The sequence below is a fragment of the Chryseobacillus diguaensis genome (assembly GCF_049220665.1).
In the GTDB taxonomy this organism is placed as follows: Bacteria; Bacillota; Bacilli; order Bacillales; family Bacillaceae; genus Metabacillus_B.
Genome location: NZ_JBMKNV010000021.1, coordinates 1 through 20,819 on the forward strand (window position 1 = coordinate 1; position 20,819 = coordinate 20,819).

Below are 20,819 nucleotides of genomic sequence, written 5' to 3' on the forward strand. Positions count from 1 at the left end.
ACGTTGGCATTTCGTTCTGTTTAGTTTTCAAAGATCATTTTCGTTTAGCGCCTCCGTTCAGAAGCGACTCAACTAATATATCATGTTTCCAACCTTTAAGTCAACAACTTTTTCAAAATCTTTTTTCAAGCTATTTTCATTCGCTCTCAGTTGCTACCCTTAACGTCGGATCCTAAATATAACATCAAAACATGTCGAAATCAATAGAATAATAGAAACTTTTTAAAATTTTTTCGTTTTCCTTCCTCTTTCATCTTTTTTATCCTTTTGCCTCTATGAATATACTTATCTGCTCTATTTATATAGAAAGCAAGCTCTATTAAAATGCTTTACTCTCACTCAGTCTCCCTTGATCTACAGGAATCTCGCACCTTCCGATCCAATCGGCACGGTGCCATTCAGAAAAGCACAAGTGTCTTTTACAGCCCCGGCAGCCACTTACAGAAAACCCTGCAAAGTACCTCCCAAAACAATAAGAGCCTTACCTCTATATAGAAGCAAGGCTCTTTCTATTCGTTATTAGCCTTTACCGGCAAGGAACACAAAGTAAAGAATAAAGATTACAAACAAAACATACATAACAGGGTGAATTTCTTTTCTTCTTCCGCTGAAGAACATTGTAATTGGATAGAAAATAAATCCGATGGCAATACCGGTTGCGATGCTGTAGCTGAGCGGCATAGCGATCATCGTCATGAAGGCCGGCACAGATACTTCGAATCGGCGCCAGTCAATGTTTCCAAGAGATGAAACCATTAAGATTCCGACAATGATTAAAGCAGGTGCTGTAACAGCTGAAGTAATGACACTTAGAAGCGGCGAGAAAAATAGCGCCAGCAGAAAGAAGCCTGCAGTAACGATAGAAGCAAATCCAGTTCTTGCACCAGCTGCAACTCCTGCAGTTGATTCAATATAAGCTGTAGTCGTTGAAGTACCAAGAATCGCCCCGATTGTAGTTGCTCCCGCATCTGCGAACAGGGCCTTTCCTGCTCTAGGAAGCTTGTTATCTTTCATTAATCCTGCCTGGTGGGAAACGGCAACAAGCGTACCCGCAGTATCAAAGAAATCTACGAATAAGAATGTCAGGATGACGACTAGCATTTGAAGTGAAAAGATATCATGGAAGTGTGTGAAAGCAGCCCCGAAGGTAGGAGCAAGACTTGGAACAGATCCTACCACTTTAGAAGGAACATCGATTAATCCGAAAATCATTCCAACAACGGCAGTAATGAGCATTCCGTAGAAAATACCGCCACTTACCTTTCTTACCATAAAGATAATAGTAATAACAAGGCCGAATATCGCAAGAAGCGTTTCACCATGGTGAAGATTGCCAAGTGTTACAAGAGTTGCATCACTATTAACGATAATTTTTGCATTTTGAAAACCAAGGAATGTAATGAATAAACCGATTCCCGCTCCGACCGCAAATTTAAGCTCAGCCGGAATGGCATTGATAATTTTTTCCCGAACTCCAAATAGTGTTAATAAAATGAAGATAATACCTGAAACCAGTACTCCTGAAAGTGCTGTTTGCCAAGGGATTTGTTCATGCAATACAACAGTATAGGCAAAGAAGGCATTCAGTCCCATGCCTGGCGCGAGGGCTACCGGATACTTAGCCAGAAAGGCCATAATAAGCGATCCAATTGCTGCTGCTAAAGCAGTCGCTGTAAAAACAGCCCCTTGATCCATTCTTAGTGCATCCGGGAAATCTTTTATTGAAGAAAGAGATAATGTGAGCGGATTAACAAAAAGCACGTACGCCATTGAAAGAAAGGTTGTTAAACCGCCAATAAATTCTGTTCTATAGCTTGTGCCAAGCTCGTCAAACTGGAAATACTTTTTCATGCTGATTTTCCTCCCGTGTTTTTCCGCCGCATTCAGAATATGGGTTCCGTAAGAGATGCCAAGAAATAAAAACGAATAAGTTCCATATAAAAAGCGCCCCTTGTATAAGGAGCGCTTGACTTTGCCGATAAAAGGCTATGGCAGGTGCGTTTGATATAAACGGACCTCAGCCATAATTTTTTACCGCCGTAGTCAAGCCATTTACGGCAGCTTGGTAGAAACTTCCGGGCCATATCCCCAATATTATACGACGTATTCAGTTATTATAGTTATATTTTAGCAGGTCATTCGTCTTATTTCAACACAAAAAACGAATATTTTTAGTCATAATTCCGTTAATGTTCGTATTTATTCCCACTCAATTGTTGCAGGCGGCTTGCTCGTAATATCATAAACGATCCGGTTAACGTGGCTAACCTCATTTACAATACGGGTTGAAATAATTTCAAGCACATCCCACGGAATTCTTGCCCAGTCAGATGTCATTCCGTCTATTGACGTTACAGCGCGGATTCCGACAGTTTGGTCATACGTTCTTGCATCACCCATCACCCCAACGCTTCGGATATCCGGAAGCACCGTGAAGTACTGCCATATTTCTCTTTCAAGTCCCGCTTTCGCTACTTCCTCGCGAAGAATAGCATCTGATTCCCTGACGATCTCAAGTTTTTCTTCCGTGATTTCCCCAAGTACACGGATACCTAGGCCAGGTCCCGGAAACGGCTGACGCCAAACAATCTCATCCGGAATGCCCATTTCAGATCCAAGCGCCCGAACTTCATCTTTGAATAATGTATTAAGCGGTTCAATCAGTTTAAACTGCATGTCCTCAGGAAGGCCGCCAACATTATGATGAGACTTTATTGTTTGCGCAGTAGCCGTTCCGCTCTCGATAATATCTGTGTAAAGCGTTCCTTGGGCGAGATAGTCAATCCCTTTCAGTTTTTGCGCCTCATCATCAAACACATAGATAAACTCGTTGCCGATAATTTTGCGCTTTTGTTCTGGATCTGAGACGCCTTTCAGTTTGTTCATGAAACGTTCCTGTGCATCCACTTTAATAACATTCATGTTAAAGCCTTCGCTGAACGTCTTCATAACACCTTCGGCTTCGCCTTTTCTCAGTAAACCATGGTCAACGAATATACATGTCAGCTGATCCCCGATTGCTTTATGGATAAGAACGGCAACAACAGAAGAATCTACTCCGCCGCTAAGTGCGCAAAGAACCTTTTTATCTCCTACTGTTTCTCTTATTTTTTCCATTTCCATTTCAATGAAGTTTTCCATTGACCAAATATCAGAGCAGCCGCAAACGTCGAAAACAAAGTTTTTAAGAAGGGCATTGCCGTATTCAGAATGACGAACCTCAGGGTGAAACTGAACACCGTAAAGCTTGCGTTCTTCCCAGCTCATAGCTGCATTTGGACAAGAAGGGCTGACGGCATCCACATGAAATTCTTTAGGTACATCCACTACAAGATCGCTGTGGCTCATCCAAACTGTCTGTTCTTCTGGAAGGTCTTTGAAAAGGGCAGGCGAATTCTGCACTTTTATTGTTGCTTTTCCGTACTCGCGATGACCTGCTGATTCCACTTTACCGCCCATATAGTGAGTCATAAGCTGCATGCCGTAGCAAATACCAAGGATCGGTATATCAAGTTCAAAAATGCGCTCGTCACAGCGGAAAGCATTCTGGCCATAGACACTGTTCGGTCCGCCGGAAAGAATAATACCCTTCGGATTCATTTTCTTGATTGTATCAGCTGTTAACGTATGAGGATGAAGTTCACTGTAAACTCCAAATTCACGGATACGGCGTGTAATCAGCTGATTATATTGACTTCCAAAGTCCAATACCAAAATCATTTCTTGCATTGCGTCCATTCTGTCACCCCATCTAGTTTAGTATTACTACTGCTCTTGCTTTATTAGCGTTTAGCGCCAGTTAATCTATAGACCCTGCTTTTACAAAATCTTCTTGGAAATAATGAAATAAAGCATGTCCATCTATTATTAACTTCCTATATCCATGAACATCACACCGGAATGAAATGCAAAAAGCCAGAATTCAGCCCAAAGAAAAGAAGGCAGAATTCTGGCAGTGTTAATATCACTCTTCTGCCTTCATAGTCAGGTTATTTACGGCAACCCGGTAGAGACTCTCGAACCCTATCTTCGAGGATATATGAAGGTAATCAATATAAACGGCTGTTAGCAGCCTTGATAGTTAATTTTCCTTATTCTATCAACCAGTCAGAGAGCGGTCAAGATGATGTCCTTTTAATTAAATTTTCCCACAATTCAACCACTTTCCGCCATTCGTTTCCAGCGTCATCTCTGCGGTACAAAGCCCGCTCGTAGCTTGCTGTCAGATGAATCATATCCTGGTTATTGAAAGACCTGTCCACCTCTCTGGCAAATTCTCTCAGCGTCTGGTTGCTCTCCCGTCTGAATCCATAAAAGGACAGCTGTTTTAAAAGAGCAGGATAGGCCTTAAAGAAAACCTCCCCGTCATTTCTCCGCTTATATTTAAGAATCAGGAAATAGGGAAGCCATTTTCTTCTCGTAAAATAAATAGAAGAAAAACCAGACAGCACCAAAACAAAGATCACGGCATACTTAGGCCAGCCCGAGAATGACACGCCTTTCCAATGAGCGGTTTCCGTTTTAGCCGAAGTGCTTTCATCAAGGTTTTTATTCGGTTTCGGCACAATCGGGGCTGGGGTTTGTTTCTGCGGCTGCGTTTGGGTCACAGTGCTCTGCTCCGGCTCATATGTAAAGCTCGCCGGATTTGAAAAGCCTTTTGTCGGCTCAAACGGCACCCATCCAATCCCCTCAAAGTACACTTCAACCCATGAATGGGCGTTATTATTCGTTACATCATACTGCATTAGCCCTGAAGCATTCGTGCTTTGGTATTCCCCTTCCGAATAGCCTTTTACCCACCTTGAGGGAATACCTGCTTCACGCAGAAGCACAACCATGGAGGTCGAGAAATTATCGCAGTAGCCTTTCATGGAATCAAATAAAAACTGGTCAACATAATCATCATCAGGCCCCGGCACGGCTACTTCAATTATATTGTAGCTGTAATCAGACGACCCTAGATATCGCTCGATCGCTTTTGCCTTGTCATACTCGTTATTTTGCTCTCTAGTGATCTTCAAAGCAAGTTCTTTTACCCTTTTAGGCACGCTTTGAGGAAGCTGGGTATACCTTCGCATAAAGTCATCAGGAAGATCACCCGGAGTCTTTTTCTTTGTCAGCTTATCAATATTATAGGAAGGATACTCATAGGTCAGGTCATATTGCCGAATCTTTGTATTTCTTCCTTCTTTAACAGGTATGATCATCTCGTTAGCAGTACGGATTGATAACTGGTCTGCCTGATTCGATTTGATGGAGCTTAGTCCAAGAGGGTAAACAAGATGAGGAAAAGAATAGCTCCCGTTAATTGAGACAGATTCATTAAGCATCTCTGTTTTAACTCCTTTTCCAATCCACGTTTGTTTCACATTCCCCATAGGAACCAGTTCTTTCACCTGATTTTCACGGGAGATATTCCACCCTTTCCCTGTATAAATATCCTTTGTTTCCACCCGCCAATAATGGCGCCTTTGTACAAATGAATTGAAAACAAGCGTGTTATCCTTCATAAAAGGGCCGCCAAGCGATTCATCATTTGTTCCGTATCCAATCTTTTTTAGAGCGCCCCCGCCAATCGAGCTGTCCAGATGAGCAAAAGAGGTCAAGTAAGGAACAGGATCGGGCCATTGAGGCTTCGCTTTAGGGGCAATGATCCCTATCCCTGCAGCAATTGCCGTTATAGCCGCGAGAGGCGCAATCCACTTGACCATCGTACCCTGCCGGTGCTTAACCCTTTCATTTGATTTCAATCGCTCGAAGCTCAGCATGCCAAGGAGCAGAAATCCAACAACGAGCACTCTAACGACAGCACCATTTGCCTCATACGGAGTAAATGTATCCAAAATCGTAATATAGATAAGCGTCATAATGAAGAAAAATGTCATCTTTTTCTGATAGACCATCCAATAATGCAGCAAATAGACAAGCAGCCATAGCAAAATAAAAAAAAGGAACGTCCGAAAAGGAGAGGTAATGTCCATCCACGATGAATGCTGGATGACCCCTATATTATTAATCGCATCCTGAATCCACTCAGTTATCCAATCAAAAGGAGATCTTCCCTCGTAAAACAAGCTTCCGAGTATAAAGAATATATAAATTCCCTGTATCAAAATGGAGTAATACCATTTAACTCCAAAAAAAGTCAGCAGCAGACTTAACGCGATGAAACTCACAAAGATTGTGATGTTGCCTGTATCCGTAATTTGCTGAAGGGGAATTAGCCATTCCGAAAGCAGCATAAAAGCAAATAGGTAATAAAAAACAGAAGTAGCACTCCGATCAATTTTTTGCATCATAGAGAGTTTCTCACCCCTGTAAAAGCTTCTTCAAAACGCCCCTCAAAAACGGCATCCGCTTCAATCCCTCTTTTATTCAGCCTCTCCAATATCACCTTTTCTTCATTAGTAACCTTGCTTCCCCGGTCTTTAATTAAAAAGATTTTGAAAAGATGACCATTTTCTCTATGCTCAAGCTTGCGTACAAGCTCCAGGTTCACCTGCCCTGTAATCAAAATCTTCAAAGCCTTTTTCCCGTCATACTGGTTCCATCCCTGCTCAATAATGTCAGAGAGGGAAGCCGGACTGTCACAGTCAACACGTGCAAGATGGTCATATATTTTCAGCAGCTGCTGTTCACCTGAATGGAGAGAAAAAACAGCCTGCTCCTTTCCATATGAAACTAAGCCTGCCTGTGCGCCATTTTTCAGAACGGAGCGAATCGTTGAAGCAGTAAATACCACAATTTCTTCGAAAACATTTGACTTCATCCTATCCATGATTAGGTAAACATCATGGCTTCTCGTTTGTTCAAATTCCTTCGTCATCATCGTGTTTCTTCTTGCAGAAGCTTTCCAGTCAATCCAGGAAACCCTGTCACCCGGCTGGTATTCTCTGACTCCGATGGCCATAGACGTATCCCTTATGAATTTTTGATTGGATTGTGTATTGCCCTGTTCATAACGCTTTAAAGGACTATGATAAGGAATGGCAACGAAAGATGGGTAAACAAGAAAATCACGGAAAAGGCTGAAAGAATATTCTTTTTCAAAAAGCCCGAAAAAATCTCCGGTTTTCAAACGGACACTTTCAAATTGATGTTCGCCTCTTGGCATATGAGAGAGAGTATACTCCATGGTGACTGTCCGTTTGAACCACGGAAACAGAATTCTCCTGGCTGAATCTGTCCCATTCAAATGGACGATCCTTCTTGGAAGAGTTTCTTCTGCTATTAAATAGATTAAAGGAAATGGGAATTTTCTTCTGATAGTAATAGATGCTTTCAGTTCTTCACCGGCTCTGAATTGTTCCTGGCTGATTGTGCGGGTTACCTTAAAGGATCTGAGCGGATAAAGGGCCAGAAGCAGTGAATAGCAGGCAAAGGGAAGGAAGGAATAGAAAAGAAACCAGCTTACGAACCCGCCCTGGAACATAGCATATACATAGGTGATCACCGTTAGAAGCAGCAGGGAAATAAGCTTCCAAACGTATTGCAGCCGGACAAGGAGCTTTTTCAAGGGGTCATGGACCGCTGGACGGGCACAGGCGTCCGTTTTAGAATGTCATACACCAGATCTTCTGAAGTTTTCCCCTCAAAACGTGCCTCAGATTTAAGAATGATCCGGTGGGGCAAGGTGTAAGGCGCTAAAAATTGGATATCATCCGGAATGACATAATCACGGCCACCGATAAAAGCAAAAGCCTGTGCAGCTTTCATTAACGCAATCGAACCGCGTGGACTTGCCCCCAGATAGACGGATGGGTGTTTTCTTGTCTTGGTGACAATATCAACGATATATCGTTTGACCGAATCGTCTACAAAAACCCCTTTGATGCTGTCCTGCATCCGGATGATATCCTCCCTGTTCATAACTGGATCTATTTCATAAATTGGCTTATTTTTTTCTGCCATCGATAATACTTTCAATTCATCGGTTTGTGTCGGATAACCCATTTTCAATTTGAAAAGGAATCGGTCCAGCTGAGCTTCCGGCAGCGGATAGGTCCCCTCATATTCTATTGGGTTTTGGGTAGCCATTACCATAAACGGGCGTTCTAATAGCATTGTCACACCGTCAACCGTCACGCTTCCTTCCTCCATCCCTTCAAGAAGGGCAGACTGGGTTTTCGGAGAGGTCCTGTTAATTTCATCCGCTAAGATGATATTTCCCATAATAGGACCTGGACGGTATTCAAATTCTAGCTTTTCAGGGTTAAAAATAGAGACACCCGTTACATCGGAGGGCAGTAAATCAGGTGTAAACTGGATTCTTTTAAAGTTTACCCCAAAGGATCTTGCCAAAGAACGGACCATCATCGTTTTGCCCACTCCCGGAACATCTTCAAGCAGCACGTGACCCTCAGCAAGCAGCGCTGTTAAACAAATAACAGCGACCTCTTTTTTGCCTACCATTACTTTTTCTATGTTATCAATAACCTGTTCCATTTCAGGGTGCATATTATCCAAATAGTCCATTTTGTTCCTCCTATGAAAGAGTATCGGGTCTTATGATGATCGGGCTCATTTCTTAAGCTGTTTTTCTCTGATTCATTTGTCATCAGCAAAACAATTTGATAAGAAAAAATGCCGTGAAGCAACTAACAGCTTGCCCTTGCCTGGTACGAGCAACAGCAATTCCCCATATACCGCTTATGATTAATTATATAATTCTAAATTCATAGATAAAAGCCTTTTTACTTGGCCAGCCTTTTTATTTGTGTCTAATCAGGAAGAAAATCCGCAACTATCTTTCTACCATGACCATTTTATAAATTCGGCATAAATACCCTTTCAATCTCCTTATTTGTATACCCTTCATCACTCACAACAAAAGTCACGATTATTTTACAATTAGTTTACATTTTTACAATAAAATAACGTTTCAAACCGTTACAAACAGTTCAATGTAACCATCTGAATCGGTATAATGTGAATAGAGTTTGAGAGGTGACAGGCTGTGTTCGCAGAACGTTTGAAACTTTTGAGAAAAAAGAGAAACATGACTCAAGCGCAAGTCGCCAGTTCCATCGGCATATCAAGGCCGGCATATACAGCTTATGAAAGAGGATCAAGACAGCCTGACTATGAAACTCTTAAGAAAATTGCTTCATCTTTCGAAGTGTCTACAGATTATCTTTTAACCGGAAAAGACGCCATTCCAATTACCTATGAAAAAGAGGAAATTTATTTTACGCTGGAAGATTTAAAAGTGCTTGAGGAAATAAAAAAGCACCCCGTCCTCTTCCACACTCTCGCAGCTGGATCTGATAAAAAAATCAGACAGCTGATGCACGTCTGGGAGCTTATCAGAAAATCAAAATAAAAGATTACCTGTTTACTGCTGATCATAATGCGTTCTTTTACTGGTATCAATGGATATTTCATCCATCTATGCATAAAAAAATGATATTAAAGGGGAAAGACAATATGTTCAAGAAAATATCCATCACGAGTTTATTTTTAATCACCGGCCTGCTATTATCTGCTTGCGGAAATGCTGGCGGAGCAGCAAATAAAGATAATAACGCAGAAGCATCTGCTGCACCTGTAGCTGAAAATGATAAGCCAAAAGAAAAGAGTACTGTTGAAAAAACAGTTGACGCTAAAGCTACACAGCTTGATGCCATGGGAATGAAAGTCAGCCTTGGAAAAATCGTTGTAAACAGCGATAAAATTACTGTTGAAATGTCTCTGGAAAACACGACTGATAAAGTTTTGAATTTCTACCCAGACGGCGGAACAGCCACAATCGGCGACATGCAGCTGACAGCTCAAATGTCTGATGCAACAGGTAAAATCGGCGGTGAAACAAAAGGCGGCAAGAAACAAACAGGAACTCTTGTATTCTCTGCTCCTGAAGGTGAAAAAATCGATTCTAAAACATTGAAGAACATAAACCTTGATTTTGGAGATGTATCTTCTGAAGATTATTTAAAAACAAAGCATGTAGCTTTCACAGTTCCTGCAAAATAATTTCTATACAAATAGAAGAGCTGCCTCACCTTGCGTGAGACAGCCATTTTTTTTCACCATTATTTTGTCATAGCTGCAGGAGTTTTCTTTGGCACCTGGTGAATCGCCTGGCCTGTTAATGCTTCCACTGCTTCAAGCAAAGCTTCATTCATGCTCGGATGCGGATAGAGCGGGAATTTCAAATCTTCCTCCCGCGCTGCCATTTCCATTGCCGTCACTCCGGAACTGATTAATTCGACAGCACCCTGCCCCATCATATGAATTCCTAAAATCAAATCTGTATCAGCATCCGAAACCACTTTCATGAGACCATCTTTTTCACTTTTAATTGCGGTAAATCCGTTCCCAGCGAGACTGAATTGCCCCGTTTTAACGTTATGCCCCAGCAGAATGGCTTCCTCTTCTGTCAATCCGGCAGCCGCAATTGGAGGATTGCTGTGAATGACTTTCGGAAGAAGGGTCAGATCGCATTCCGGTTTCATACCCGCTATGCTTTCTGCTGCTGTTTTCCCCTGCTTAATTGCTTTAACGGCAAGCTGCGAGCCCCCCGTAATATCACCCGCTGCCCAAATTCCCGGCAGAGAAGTTCTGCACTCGGAATCAACTGAAATAAAGCCTTCGTCATCCAGTTCAAGCCCAATACGGTCAGCCCCCAAATCCTCAAGAGCTGGTCTCAAGCCTGATTGAATGTACAAATGGGAACCCTCAAGTATTGCTTCTCCCCCTGCTGCATCGCGGAATACAGCCTGAATGCCGCAAGCTGTTTCTTCTTCACTCTCTAGACTCATATTTTTCTTCACTTGTATCTTGGCTTTTTTCAGAAGTCTGTGCAGCTCTTTTTCTATCGCTGCATCAAGCTCTGTCAAACCTTTCTCTAAAACAACCGTTACGTTTGCCCCCAGATTTCGATAGCTGAATGCCGCTTCTATTGCGATGTAATCATTGCCGTATACAATTAATTCTTCCGGCAGTTCCGGCAAATCATACAGCGTTCTGGCATTTAGAATCCGTTCCTGTTTAAACCCATCTTTTTGAATAGCGGCGCCAGAGGCGATCAGCACAGAACGATATTTATAAATATCAAACTGATCCCTATTTTCCACCCCGATCCGTTCTTCTGTCATAAAAGAAGCCGATCCCTTTATTACTTCTATTTTGTTTTCTTTGCAGAGAAATTCTACCCCTTTTCGAAGATTCTCCACCGTTTTTCGCATATATTCCTTTGTCGCTTTAAAGTTATGGGAGACCTCACTGACCTCAATTCCATACGACTTAAATTTCGAAATTTCATTGTATTTTGCTGAGACATGCGAAAGAACCTTTGAAGGAATGCACCCTTTATTTAAACAAATCCCGCCAAGCAGTTCTTTCTCAATCAAGGTTACTTCTTTCCCAAGCTGCGCTGCTCTGATCGCTGCCGTGTATCCTGCAGGTCCGCCTCCGATAATCACTAGATCCCTTTCCAGTGCAAGCTCTCCTACAACCATCAGACCAGCTCCAATATAAGTAATTTCGGATTTTCGATGAGTTCTTTAAAACGGTTCGTGAATGCGACAGCATGTGCTCCATCTGCTACCCTGTGATCAAATGACATGGAAACATTCATCACCCATCCGATGACAATTTCACCATTCTTTACAACCGGTTTTTCTTTTGTCGCATGAAAGGCCATTAACCCTGTTTCAGGATGATTAATGACAGGTGTCGCTCCAATACTTCCAAGAGGGCCTACATTGCTTATCGTAAATGTTCCGCCAGTCATTTCTTTAGCCGAAAGCGTATTTTCCTTTGCTTTTTTGATCAGCTCTTTCATTTCATCATGAATCTGTTTCATGTTTTTTGTTTCTGCACGATGGATAACCGGGACAACCAGACCCTCATCAGAATCAGTGGCAATGCCGATATTGTATTCCTGCTCTAAAACGATAACCTCTTTTTCTTCATCTAACTTGGCGTTAAACACAGGAAAATCGGCTAATGCGATGGCAGCGGCCTTGATAAAAAACGCTGCCGCCGAAATATTTTGGCCTAATCCCTTCAGCTCTTTCCTGAATGCAAGCAGCTCTGTCATATCGATTTCTTCAAAATGAGTGACATGAGGAATGGTTTTTAAAGACTGAACCATTTTTTTTGCAATCTGCTTTCTTCTGCCTTTAAACGGAATGGTTTTAGCCGGCTCATTTACCGGACGGTTTTCTTCTCTTTTTTCCTGAACAGGAACGTTTACTGGTGTTTCTTTAGAAGCAGCCGGCTCATTTGCCGTTTCCATATATCGTTTGACATCCTCTTCCGTGATTCTTCCAGCGGGTCCTGTCCCTGTGATGAGCTCAATATCAATTCCCTGGTCACGGGCGAGCTTTCTAGTATATGGGGCTGCAAGGATTCTTCCTCCTCTCTCAGGCGAAAGGATGATGTGCTTTTTAGCGCCTTCTGCAGGCAATTCCATTTTGTCTTCAAGGGGTTCAAGCTTAACAGGTGCCGTTTTAGAGCCGTTCTCGCTCTCAATTAAAATAAGCGTCGTCCCTACCTTGACTGTTTTTCCAATTTCAACCAATATTTCCTTTACAATTCCGGCTGCAGGCGAGGGCAGTTCTGCCGTCACTTTATCTGTCTGCACTTCAATCAGCGGCTGATCGCGAAGGACACTGTCACCAGGTTTCACAAAATAATGGAGAATCTCGCCCTCTGTCATCCCTTCGCCAATATCGTGAAGCTTCACTTCCAACATACAATCACCTGCTCCCTTAAAAGTGAACTGTCTTTTCAATAGACTTTTTGATTCTCTCCGTATCAGGCAAATAGTGCTCCTCAAGGGCAAACATTGGAACCGGAACATCAAATCCGGCAACCCGTGCCATCGGCGCTCTTAAATAAAGAAACGATGTATCATTGACGACAGCCATTACATCATTAGCCACACCGCCTGTCATCTGAGCTTCCTGCACAATGACAACTCTTCCTGTTTTTTGAACGGATGCCGCAATAGCTTCCCTGTCGAGCGGATAAAGAGTTCTAAGATCAAGAACTTCGGCTGAAATTCCCTTTGCTTCAAGCTCTTCTGCAGCTTTGAGAGATTCTGGAACCATCGCTCCCCAAGAAATGACGGTCACATCATGACCTTCTTTCACGATCCTTGCTTTTCCAATTTCCACTGTATACTTTCCTTCCGGGACGTCCTCTCTGCCCGCCCGATACAGCTTTAACGGTTCCATGAAAAGCACCGGATCCGGGTCTTCAATGCATGCGATCAAAAGCCCTTTTGCGTCTGACGGTGTTGATGGACAAACCACTTTAATGCCCGGCATGTGTGTGAAGAGGGCTTCCACGCTGTCCGAGTGAATTTCAGGCGCCCTAATTCCAGCCCCGTACGGAGCCCTGATCACCATAGGGATAGAGAATTTCCCCATTGTTCTCATTCTGATCCGCGTTGCATGCGTCATGATTTGTTCAAAGGCAGGATAAATAAACCCTAGAAACTGAATTTCAGCAACCGGAATGAACCCATTTACTGCCATGCCGATGGATACACCGATGATCCCCGATTCGCTTAAAGGCGTATCAATAACCCTGTCTTCACCAAACTCCTCAAACAGCGATTCCGTTGCTCTAAAAACACCGCCGTTGCTCCCGATATCTTCTCCCATTAGAAGAACTTCACTTTTTTCGCGCAGCATAATGCGAAGCGCATCTGTTACAGCCTGAACCATGGTCAGCTTGCTTGTTTGAATTTTCGTTTCCAAAGTCATCGCCCTTCACCTCTTAAGTGATGCATGTATTCTTCTTTTTGGTCCTGAATGGTCCAAGTAGGCGTTTCAAACACATGGTCAAAAAGATCACCTGGATTTGGTTCAGGAAAAGCTTCCATTTCAGCTACTGCTGCTTCGATCATTTCTGAAGCTTCATCCTGACACTTTGAAGCCTTTTCTTCATCCCACAACCCATGATTTTTCATGTACCTTTCAAGCCGGAGAACAGGATCAGTTTTCGTCTTTCTTTGAATGCTTTCCTCCTGATCACGGTATTTTTTCGGATCATCAGCAGTAGTATGAGCCCCGTATCTCCAGGTCACAGCCTCAATTAAAGTCGGCCCTTCCTGATTCCGCGCTCTCTCCAATGCACGTTTGGTATAAAAGTAAACGGCAAATATGTCATTGCCATCGATCCGGTAACCAGGAATATCATAGGCGACTGATTTTTGGGCAATCGTTTTGCTGTTCATCTGTTTATGAATTGGCACTGAAATGGCGAATTGGTTGTTTTGATTAAAAAAGACAACAGGCGCTTTAAAGACGCTGGCAAAGTTTAATCCTTCATGAAAATCTCCCTCAGAAGTCGCGCCATCTCCAAAATAAACGATGGCAGCATTTCTCGTCCCTTTTCTTTTTTCAGCAAGGGCTGCTCCTGTAGCATGAAGCAACTGGGTCGCAATCGGCACAGCAGGCGGAAAAATGCGTTTTCCTTCAGGTGCCACACAACCTTCTACCCGTCCCTTCCAATATAAAAGCACTCTTGGGATGGAGTGGCCGAAGGTAATGGAGGCCGCATGATCACGATAAGTAGGGAAAAGCCAATCATCGTTATCAAGCGCCACAGCACTTCCTACCTGTGCTGCCTCCTGCCCTTCAAAAGGAGCATAGGTTCCAAGGCGTCCCTGCCGCTGCAGACTAATTGCCTTTCGGTCAAATGTACGGGCTAAAATCAGTTTTTCATAAAATGATTGAACAAAGGAGGGGGTTAAATGTTTTTTGAACTCTTCATTCACCAGGTTTCCGTTTTCATCCACCACTTGAATCATTGGAAATTGCTGTTCCATCGTCTCACTCCTTAACTATTCATCTATGAATTTTAAACGCGAATCTCCCATTTCGGCTTTTGGGAATGGGTAAAAAAGCTGCTTCTATGTTTTTGGGATTCTATTCTTTTTTCACAAAACAAATCGGCTGCTTTCGCTGTACAAAGGTGATCGTTTTCCGAGTGTTCGAAGATTTGCAAAAGAGAATTATATATCGCTTTTGTTTTTGTCAAAACCCTTTGTTTATTCGGACCGTAAAGCTCATCGGCTACTTGAATCAGCCCTCCAGCATTAACGATATAATCTGGTGCATAAAGAATCCCCTGATTACGCAGGATGTCTCCATGACGTTCTTCAAACAGCTGATTATTGGCTGATCCGGCAATCGCTTTTACTTGAAGGGAGGGAATGGTCTTGTCGTTCAAAATACCCCCAAGTGCACAAGGGACGAATACATCTGCCGGAACCGAATAAATGTCATCCAGCGAAACAGCTTTAATCGTCGCCTGATAGCTCTTACCTTTTTCAAGCAAAAGACTGACAGCTCTCTCATCAATGTCCGTTACAAAAAGATCTGCGCCTGCTTCAAGCAGCATTTCAGCAACCTTGAAACCGACTTTCCCCAAACCCTGAATAGCGTATGATCTGCCGGATAGCGAATCTGTCCCCCATACCGCTTTATTAACGGCCATGATGCCATAAATAACGCCAAGAGCTGTCGGAACTGATGAATCACCGCTCCCGCCATATTCCTCTGGCACCCCCACGATGCAGCGCGTTTCCTTCATAGCATGCACAAAATCCTCAGGCGTTGTTCCCATATCAGTGCCTGTATAAAACCGGCCCCGTAAAGAATCGACAAATTGCCCGAAAGCCCTGAACAAATCCGGTGATTTATCAGGAAGCGGATCTCCGATAATGACAGACTTTCCCCCTCCGAAATCTACATCAGCTGCTGCGCATTTATAAGTCATTCCTTTTGAAAGACGGAGGACATCCTCCAATGCTGCATCCATCGTTGGATAAGGGAGCATTCTGGATCCGCCAAGTGCCGGTCCAAGTGCTGTGTTATGTATCGCAATAATTGCTTTTAGTCCTGTATGGGGATCGTTGCAGAAAACAACCTGTTCATAACCTTGTATTTTAGAAAAAAGATCCATCGTAATGTCCCCTTCTCTCGAAAAAGTAACCGCTTTCAAAATTTCACGCCCCTGATTTATTTATTTTTTCTTGTATCACATGCTTCGGTAAAATCGCTTGAACAACTTCCCCTTTTCCAATTATCCCGGCTTCATTATGTGCTTCCACTTCTGTGAAAACGAGATTCCCTTCAAGCTTCGTTAACGTCGCTGTTACCTTGATTGCTGTACCAGCTCCTGAAGGCGCAATATGTTTGACCTTGACGGAACCGCCGATGCCTTCCTCATGGTCTTCTAAATAAGGAAGAATGATTTTTCTAGATGCCCATTCCATGTGATAGACCATGGAAACGGTCGAATATGCAGGATGCACGACTTCCCCTTCAAAGCTCGCAAACATATCAGTTGTTACCCTGAATTCATGTACAGCCGTCTGGCCTGTTTCCATACCTTTTTTCATTGCAGTGCCCCCATCATTTATTCAGAATGCTATTGCATCCCCCTTTAATTTTAATGACGTATCTATAACGTTATCTTATCATCACGTTATATAACGGTCAATGGAGTCCTTTTTATTTAAGGCTGTTTTCGCAGAGCTTGTTGTTTTTCGTACGTGCTTTTTTCACGCATTTAGACTAGCATCGGGGCATCTTTTCTTAAAGTTTTTGCCATCCCAATGGTTTCGAGGACTAAATATGGAGTCATGAGCAACAAAGTTTAAGAAAAGAGCCTAATTTAAAGTCATTTTTTTAACAAGCGCTTTTTCAGCATAGCTTTGTTGCTTTAAAGGAGAAAAAGAACCCCAAATTAAAAAAAGAGGAAGGAGATTTCTCCCTTCCTTCAAGCATTTAAAAGTGCCCTGTCGTTTGCCATTTGCTCACCGCGTATTCTCTGGAACTCTTTCATCAGTTTTTCAATCGTTAATTCTTTTTTCTTTTCTTCCTCTACTTCTAAAATGATTTGCCCTTTATCCATCATGATAAGACGGTTTCCGAGGTCGAGGGCCTGCTGCATATTATGTGTCACCATCATTGTTGTCAGCCCGTATTTCGAAACAATTTCTTTTGTTAGGCTTGTGATGAGCTCGGCTCTTGAAGGATCTAAAGCAGCTGTATGTTCATCCAACAGTAAAATATCCGGTTCTGTAAAAGTTGCCATTAATAGCGACAATGCCTGTCTTTCTCCGCCGGAAAGAAGGCCGACCTTTGCATTCAGCCGTTTTTCAAGCCCTAAATGGAGAGTTTTAAGAGCATCCTCGAAAAGTTCTTTCCTCTTTCTTGTTACACCGCTTTTCAAGCCCCGTTTTTTATTTCTTGAATAGGCCATAGCCAGGTTTTCCTCAATGGTCATCGATGGAGCTGTCCCAGCCATCGGATCCTGAAAAACTCTCCCGATCATTCTGGAGCGCTTATATTCTGGAAGGAAGGTGACCTGCTTTCCGGCAATTTCCACCGTCCCGACATCTGGTGTCAAAACTCCTGAAATCACATTCATAACCGTTGATTTTCCTGCCCCGTTACTCCCTATAATGGTGACAAAATCTCCTTTGTCCAGTGAGAGATTAATAGAGTCCAAAGCTATTTTTTCATCCGGTGTTCCTTCATTGAAAATCTTATTAATCTGCTTTAGATGCAGCAATGGCCTCCCCCTCTCTCCTGTCTGCGCTGATTGCTTTCATCATTTCGGAATAGCGTTTCTCTTTCCGTTTTTTCATCCTGTGTCTTTCAAGCACTTTCGGCATGATTAAAGCAAAGATGACAATGACCGCTGTTATGAGCTTCAAGTCACCTGTATCAAGCCCCTGCACTTGAAGCGAAAGACTGATTACAATACGGTAAATAACAGCTCCGCCAACTACCGCGAGAGTAGTGCGGGCAATGCTCTTCGTGCCAAAAACGGCTTCACCGATGATCACAGAGGCAAGCCCGATAATGATCATACCGATTCCCATTCCTATGTCCGAGAATTTCACATACTGAGCAATCAGCGCCCCGGCAAAAGCCACCATGGCATTGGAAATCCCAAGCCCAAGGACAATCATGGAATCAGTGTTCGCTGAAAAACTGCGGATCATTCGCTGGTTGTCGCCTGTTGCTCTTAGCGCCATTCCAATGTCGGTTTTTAAAAATCTATCCGTAAGTACTTTAATCAGGAAGGTCAAGAGCAGCATGAAAATAAGAATTCCCCACGTTTCAGGCAAATCTCCTCCAAGCCCGATCGCAGTGAACAATCCATTCAGCATTCCATCAATTCCAATGGCAGAAGACCATGAACCGACAGCAGTAAAAACCGTATCAGAGTTTAATAGCGGAATATTCGGAACCCCGATTGCCGTTTGTGATGTTGTCCCCATAATTCGAAGGTTAATAGAATATAAAGCAATCATCATCAATATTCCGGATAGCAGAGGATTGATTTTCCCCTTGGTATGAAGAATGCCTGTTATGCTGCCGGCAATGAACCCGGCAGCAAGAGCCGCAAGTGTTGCAAGAAAAGGATTGACTCCAAGCACGATAAGGGAGGCTGACACAGAGGCTCCTGTGACAAAGCTTCCGTCTACTGTTAAATCCGGAAAATCAAGAACACGAAAGGAAAGATAGACTCCAAGAGCCATAATGGCATAAATGATTCCCATTTCAACGGAACCGAAAATGGCAGTAAACATATACAAGCTCCCTTACTGGTTAATATGTGCTGTTATGCAAACTTGTAATGTTCCTGATTAATTCACATACTCGGCCATTTTGTCCCATTCAGGCTTGATTTTGATGCCCATTTGCTCAGCCGCTTTTTTATTAATGACAAGCTTTAATTTATCAGGATTCTGGACTGGAAGTTCACTGATCTTTTTCTCGCCGGTCAGTATTTGCGCTGCCATTTCACCAGCCTGGTGGCCGATATCAAAGTAACTGAAGCCATATGCTGCAAAAGATCCTCTTTTGACAGAATCAAGTTCAGCTGCAAGGAGCGGAATCTTTTTGGACTCGGCAACAGCAATAACTGATTCGAGAGCAGATACGACTGTATTATCCGTCACAATATAAAACGCATCGATTTTCCCCGCAAGCGCCTCTGCCGCCTGTTTAACGTCTGCTGATGTTGCGACGGAAGCTGTAACAGGCTCAAGACCCACTTTACTCATTTCCTTTTTCACGGCTTCAACCTGTGCGACGGAGTTTTGCTCTCCGGCGTTATAGAGAAGCCCTACCTTTTTGCCGCCAAGCTCATCCTTGATGAACTTAAGCGTACTCGGAATCGCTTCAGGATGAAAATCCACTGTTCCAGTAACATTTCCGTCCGGTTTATCCAGGGTTTTCACAAGTTTCGCTCCTAATGGATCCGTTACAGAGGAAAAGACAATCGGGATCTTTCTTGTAGCTGCAAGTGCAGCCTGTGAGCTCGGAGTAGAGTTAGCAAATATTAAGTCTACTTTGTCATTCACAAGCGTTGTTCCAATCGTTGTATTTGTACTTGGATCACCTTGTGCGTTTTTAATTTCGTACTTTGTTTTGACCCCTTTTTCTTCAAGCGCTTTTTGAAACCCTTTAAACGCCTCATCGAGGGATGGATGCTCAACGATTTGGGTCACACCGATTTTAAACGTTTTGTCCTTGTTTTCCTTGGCCGTCCCTCCGCCTGAAGCAGACTGTGAATTTCCGCAAGCCGTCAGTGCCAGACTTGTGACAAGCATCATTCCCAAAATGGTTCTTTTCCCCTTAAACATCGTACTCCTCCTTTTTATAAGGCTGTTTTCCAGCCTTTCCCGTTCATTTCCCCCATGCATCCATAAAACCGAAATGAAATCGCTTACACAACCAATGAAAAAAGAACCCTGTTTTTTCTATGTATCGTTTTTTTACAGGTCGTTAATTTAACGTTATATTACCATTTTCTTGAAGAAACCGCAATAAATTTTAGAATTTTTTAATTAGTCTAACAAATTTTTTTACACTTGTTTTTGCTGGTACCTTTCCAGCCTATTAAACGTTTGTTTCATTTCTTCTGAAATGCTGTCAATCAGCTCTTTTGCAGTTGGAATATGGGTAATCAATCCTGCAATCTGACCGCTATTCCAGTAGCCTTCCTTTTCATTTCCATCGATCGCCCCCTTGATATGATGTGTTTCATTTGTTTGGTTGCTGTATTCTTCAAGGGTAAGCCCAACCCTTTCTTTTTTTAAAATTTCTTCGGCATAGGAATTATTTTTCAATACTCTTCTGATTCGTCCCACTGACCTTCCAATAACCATCGTGCCTGTATCGTCTGCCTCAAGAATGCGCTGCTTGTATAAATCGGAAAACGGCGCTTCCTGTGTCGCAATAAAACGCGTTCCCATTTGCACACCTTGTGCCCCAAGTGCAAGCATCGCTATTAACCCTCTGCCATCCGCTATCCCTCCAGCTGCTGCGATCGGAACGTTTACAGCATCAGCAAGCTGCGGAATCAGCGTTAATGTGGTCGTTTCAAGAGGAGAATTGAGTCCTGCCGCTTCATATCCCTCGCCGACAATAATGTCGGAGCCGCTTTTTGCCGCTTTCACTGCATGCTTCACAGAACCTGCAACCGTAATCACTTTAATGCCATGTTCTTTAAAATAGGGAATAAAGGGAGCAGGGTTTCCTGCTGATAAGGATACTGCCTTCAGTTCGTGCTTTGTGACAAGCTGGATCAATTCTTTCGCAGCAGGCGTTACCGTCAATGCAATGTTAAGAGCAAAAGGCTTTGACGTTCTTTCCTTTGTTTCAAGCAGAATTCTTTCTACCTCTTTTGCTGACATCGTTCCTGCTCCAATCGTTCCAAGAGCGCCAGCCTCTGAAACGGCTGCTGCAAGCCGTGCATTGCTGATGTTCCCCATTCCTCCCTGCAGGATCGGCACTTCTATACCGAGAAGGCTGCATAGTTCATTCATTTTAATC

At 43.1% G+C, this 20,819-nt stretch carries 17 protein-coding genes and 2 riboswitches; of the genes, 2 read left to right on the top strand and 15 right to left on the bottom strand.

The window, feature by feature from the left end:
* Positions 1 to 519 precede the first annotated feature (519 nt).
* The 5 genes from ACOT8F_RS19935 to ACOT8F_RS19955 form a co-directional block, all read right to left on the bottom strand.
* A complete protein-coding gene (locus ACOT8F_RS19935; protein ID WP_421653671.1) occupies positions 520 to 1,851 on the bottom strand; it encodes an NCS2 family permease in 1,332 nt (443 codons plus the stop codon).
* Between the two features lie 169 nt (positions 1,852 to 2,020).
* Positions 2,021 to 2,122, bottom strand: a riboswitch (purine riboswitch).
* A gap of 77 nt (positions 2,123 to 2,199) precedes the next feature.
* Complete coding sequence (gene guaA / locus ACOT8F_RS19940; protein ID WP_421653672.1) at positions 2,200 to 3,738, bottom strand: glutamine-hydrolyzing GMP synthase; 1,539 nt, start codon at positions 3,736 to 3,738, stop codon at positions 2,200 to 2,202.
* Positions 3,739 to 3,961: 223 nt separating this feature from the next.
* Positions 3,962 to 4,063: riboswitch (purine riboswitch) on the bottom strand.
* Between the two features lie 55 nt (positions 4,064 to 4,118).
* Positions 4,119 to 6,299 (bottom strand): DUF4129 domain-containing transglutaminase family protein, encoded by a 2,181-nt coding sequence (locus ACOT8F_RS19945; RefSeq protein ID WP_421653673.1) that lies wholly within the window; start codon positions 6,297 to 6,299, stop codon positions 4,119 to 4,121.
* Positions 6,296 to 7,516 carry a DUF58 domain-containing protein gene (locus ACOT8F_RS19950; RefSeq protein WP_421653674.1) on the bottom strand — a complete coding sequence of 407 codons (1,221 nt, stop codon included), beginning with the start codon at positions 7,514 to 7,516 and terminating at the stop codon, positions 6,296 to 6,298. The genes ACOT8F_RS19945 and ACOT8F_RS19950 overlap by 4 nt, the downstream gene beginning before the upstream one ends.
* A complete protein-coding gene (locus ACOT8F_RS19955; RefSeq protein ID WP_421653675.1) occupies positions 7,513 to 8,475 on the bottom strand; it encodes an AAA family ATPase in 963 nt (320 codons plus the stop codon). The genes ACOT8F_RS19950 and ACOT8F_RS19955 overlap by 4 nt, the downstream gene beginning before the upstream one ends.
* Before the next feature lie 481 nt (positions 8,476 to 8,956).
* Between ACOT8F_RS19955 and ACOT8F_RS19960 the strand changes: the two genes are divergently transcribed.
* Both ACOT8F_RS19960 and ACOT8F_RS19965 read left to right on the top strand, forming a co-directional pair.
* Complete coding sequence (locus ACOT8F_RS19960; protein ID WP_421653676.1) at positions 8,957 to 9,322, top strand: helix-turn-helix domain-containing protein; 366 nt, start codon at positions 8,957 to 8,959, stop codon at positions 9,320 to 9,322.
* Between the two features lie 104 nt (positions 9,323 to 9,426).
* Complete coding sequence (locus tag ACOT8F_RS19965; protein WP_421653677.1) at positions 9,427 to 9,972, top strand: hypothetical protein; 546 nt, start codon at positions 9,427 to 9,429, stop codon at positions 9,970 to 9,972.
* A 59-nt stretch (positions 9,973 to 10,031) separates the two neighbouring features.
* Here ACOT8F_RS19965 and lpdA read toward each other — a convergent pair whose 3' ends face one another.
* The 10 genes from lpdA to ACOT8F_RS20015 form a co-directional block, all read right to left on the bottom strand.
* Positions 10,032 to 11,459, bottom strand: coding sequence for a dihydrolipoyl dehydrogenase (gene lpdA, locus ACOT8F_RS19970; protein ID WP_421653678.1), 1,428 nt, complete (start codon positions 11,457 to 11,459; stop codon positions 10,032 to 10,034).
* Entirely contained in the window at positions 11,459 to 12,700 is a 1,242-nt protein-coding gene (locus ACOT8F_RS19975) for a dihydrolipoamide acetyltransferase family protein (protein ID WP_421653679.1), read from the bottom strand. The genes lpdA and ACOT8F_RS19975 overlap by 1 nt, the downstream gene beginning before the upstream one ends.
* A gap of 16 nt (positions 12,701 to 12,716) precedes the next feature.
* Positions 12,717 to 13,718 carry an alpha-ketoacid dehydrogenase subunit beta gene (locus ACOT8F_RS19980; protein ID WP_421653680.1) on the bottom strand — a complete coding sequence of 334 codons (1,002 nt, stop codon included), beginning with the start codon at positions 13,716 to 13,718 and terminating at the stop codon, positions 12,717 to 12,719.
* Positions 13,715 to 14,785 (bottom strand): pyruvate dehydrogenase (acetyl-transferring) E1 component subunit alpha, encoded by a 1,071-nt coding sequence (pdhA, locus tag ACOT8F_RS19985; RefSeq protein WP_421653681.1) that lies wholly within the window; start codon positions 14,783 to 14,785, stop codon positions 13,715 to 13,717. The genes ACOT8F_RS19980 and pdhA overlap by 4 nt, the downstream gene beginning before the upstream one ends.
* A gap of 32 nt (positions 14,786 to 14,817) precedes the next feature.
* On the bottom strand, positions 14,818 to 15,924 hold the full coding sequence (locus tag ACOT8F_RS19990) for a Leu/Phe/Val dehydrogenase (RefSeq protein WP_421653705.1): 1,107 nt from the start codon (positions 15,922 to 15,924) through the stop codon (positions 14,818 to 14,820).
* 43 nt (positions 15,925 to 15,967) lie between these two features.
* Positions 15,968 to 16,363: a thioesterase family protein gene (locus ACOT8F_RS19995; RefSeq protein ID WP_421653682.1), complete on the bottom strand. Its 396-nt coding sequence runs from the start codon at positions 16,361 to 16,363 to the stop codon at positions 15,968 to 15,970.
* Positions 16,364 to 16,743: 380 nt separating this feature from the next.
* Positions 16,744 to 17,541 carry an ABC transporter ATP-binding protein gene (locus ACOT8F_RS20000; protein ID WP_421653683.1) on the bottom strand — a complete coding sequence of 266 codons (798 nt, stop codon included), beginning with the start codon at positions 17,539 to 17,541 and terminating at the stop codon, positions 16,744 to 16,746.
* A complete protein-coding gene (locus ACOT8F_RS20005; RefSeq protein ID WP_421653684.1) occupies positions 17,519 to 18,568 on the bottom strand; it encodes an ABC transporter permease in 1,050 nt (349 codons plus the stop codon). The genes ACOT8F_RS20000 and ACOT8F_RS20005 overlap by 23 nt, the downstream gene beginning before the upstream one ends.
* 57 nt (positions 18,569 to 18,625) lie before the next feature.
* Entirely contained in the window at positions 18,626 to 19,627 is a 1,002-nt protein-coding gene (locus ACOT8F_RS20010; RefSeq protein ID WP_421653685.1) for an ABC transporter substrate-binding protein, read from the bottom strand.
* A 222-nt stretch (positions 19,628 to 19,849) separates the two neighbouring features.
* Complete coding sequence (locus ACOT8F_RS20015) at positions 19,850 to 20,812, bottom strand: NAD(P)H-dependent flavin oxidoreductase (protein ID WP_421653686.1); 963 nt, start codon at positions 20,810 to 20,812, stop codon at positions 19,850 to 19,852.
* Positions 20,813 to 20,819: the final 7 nt, after the last annotated feature.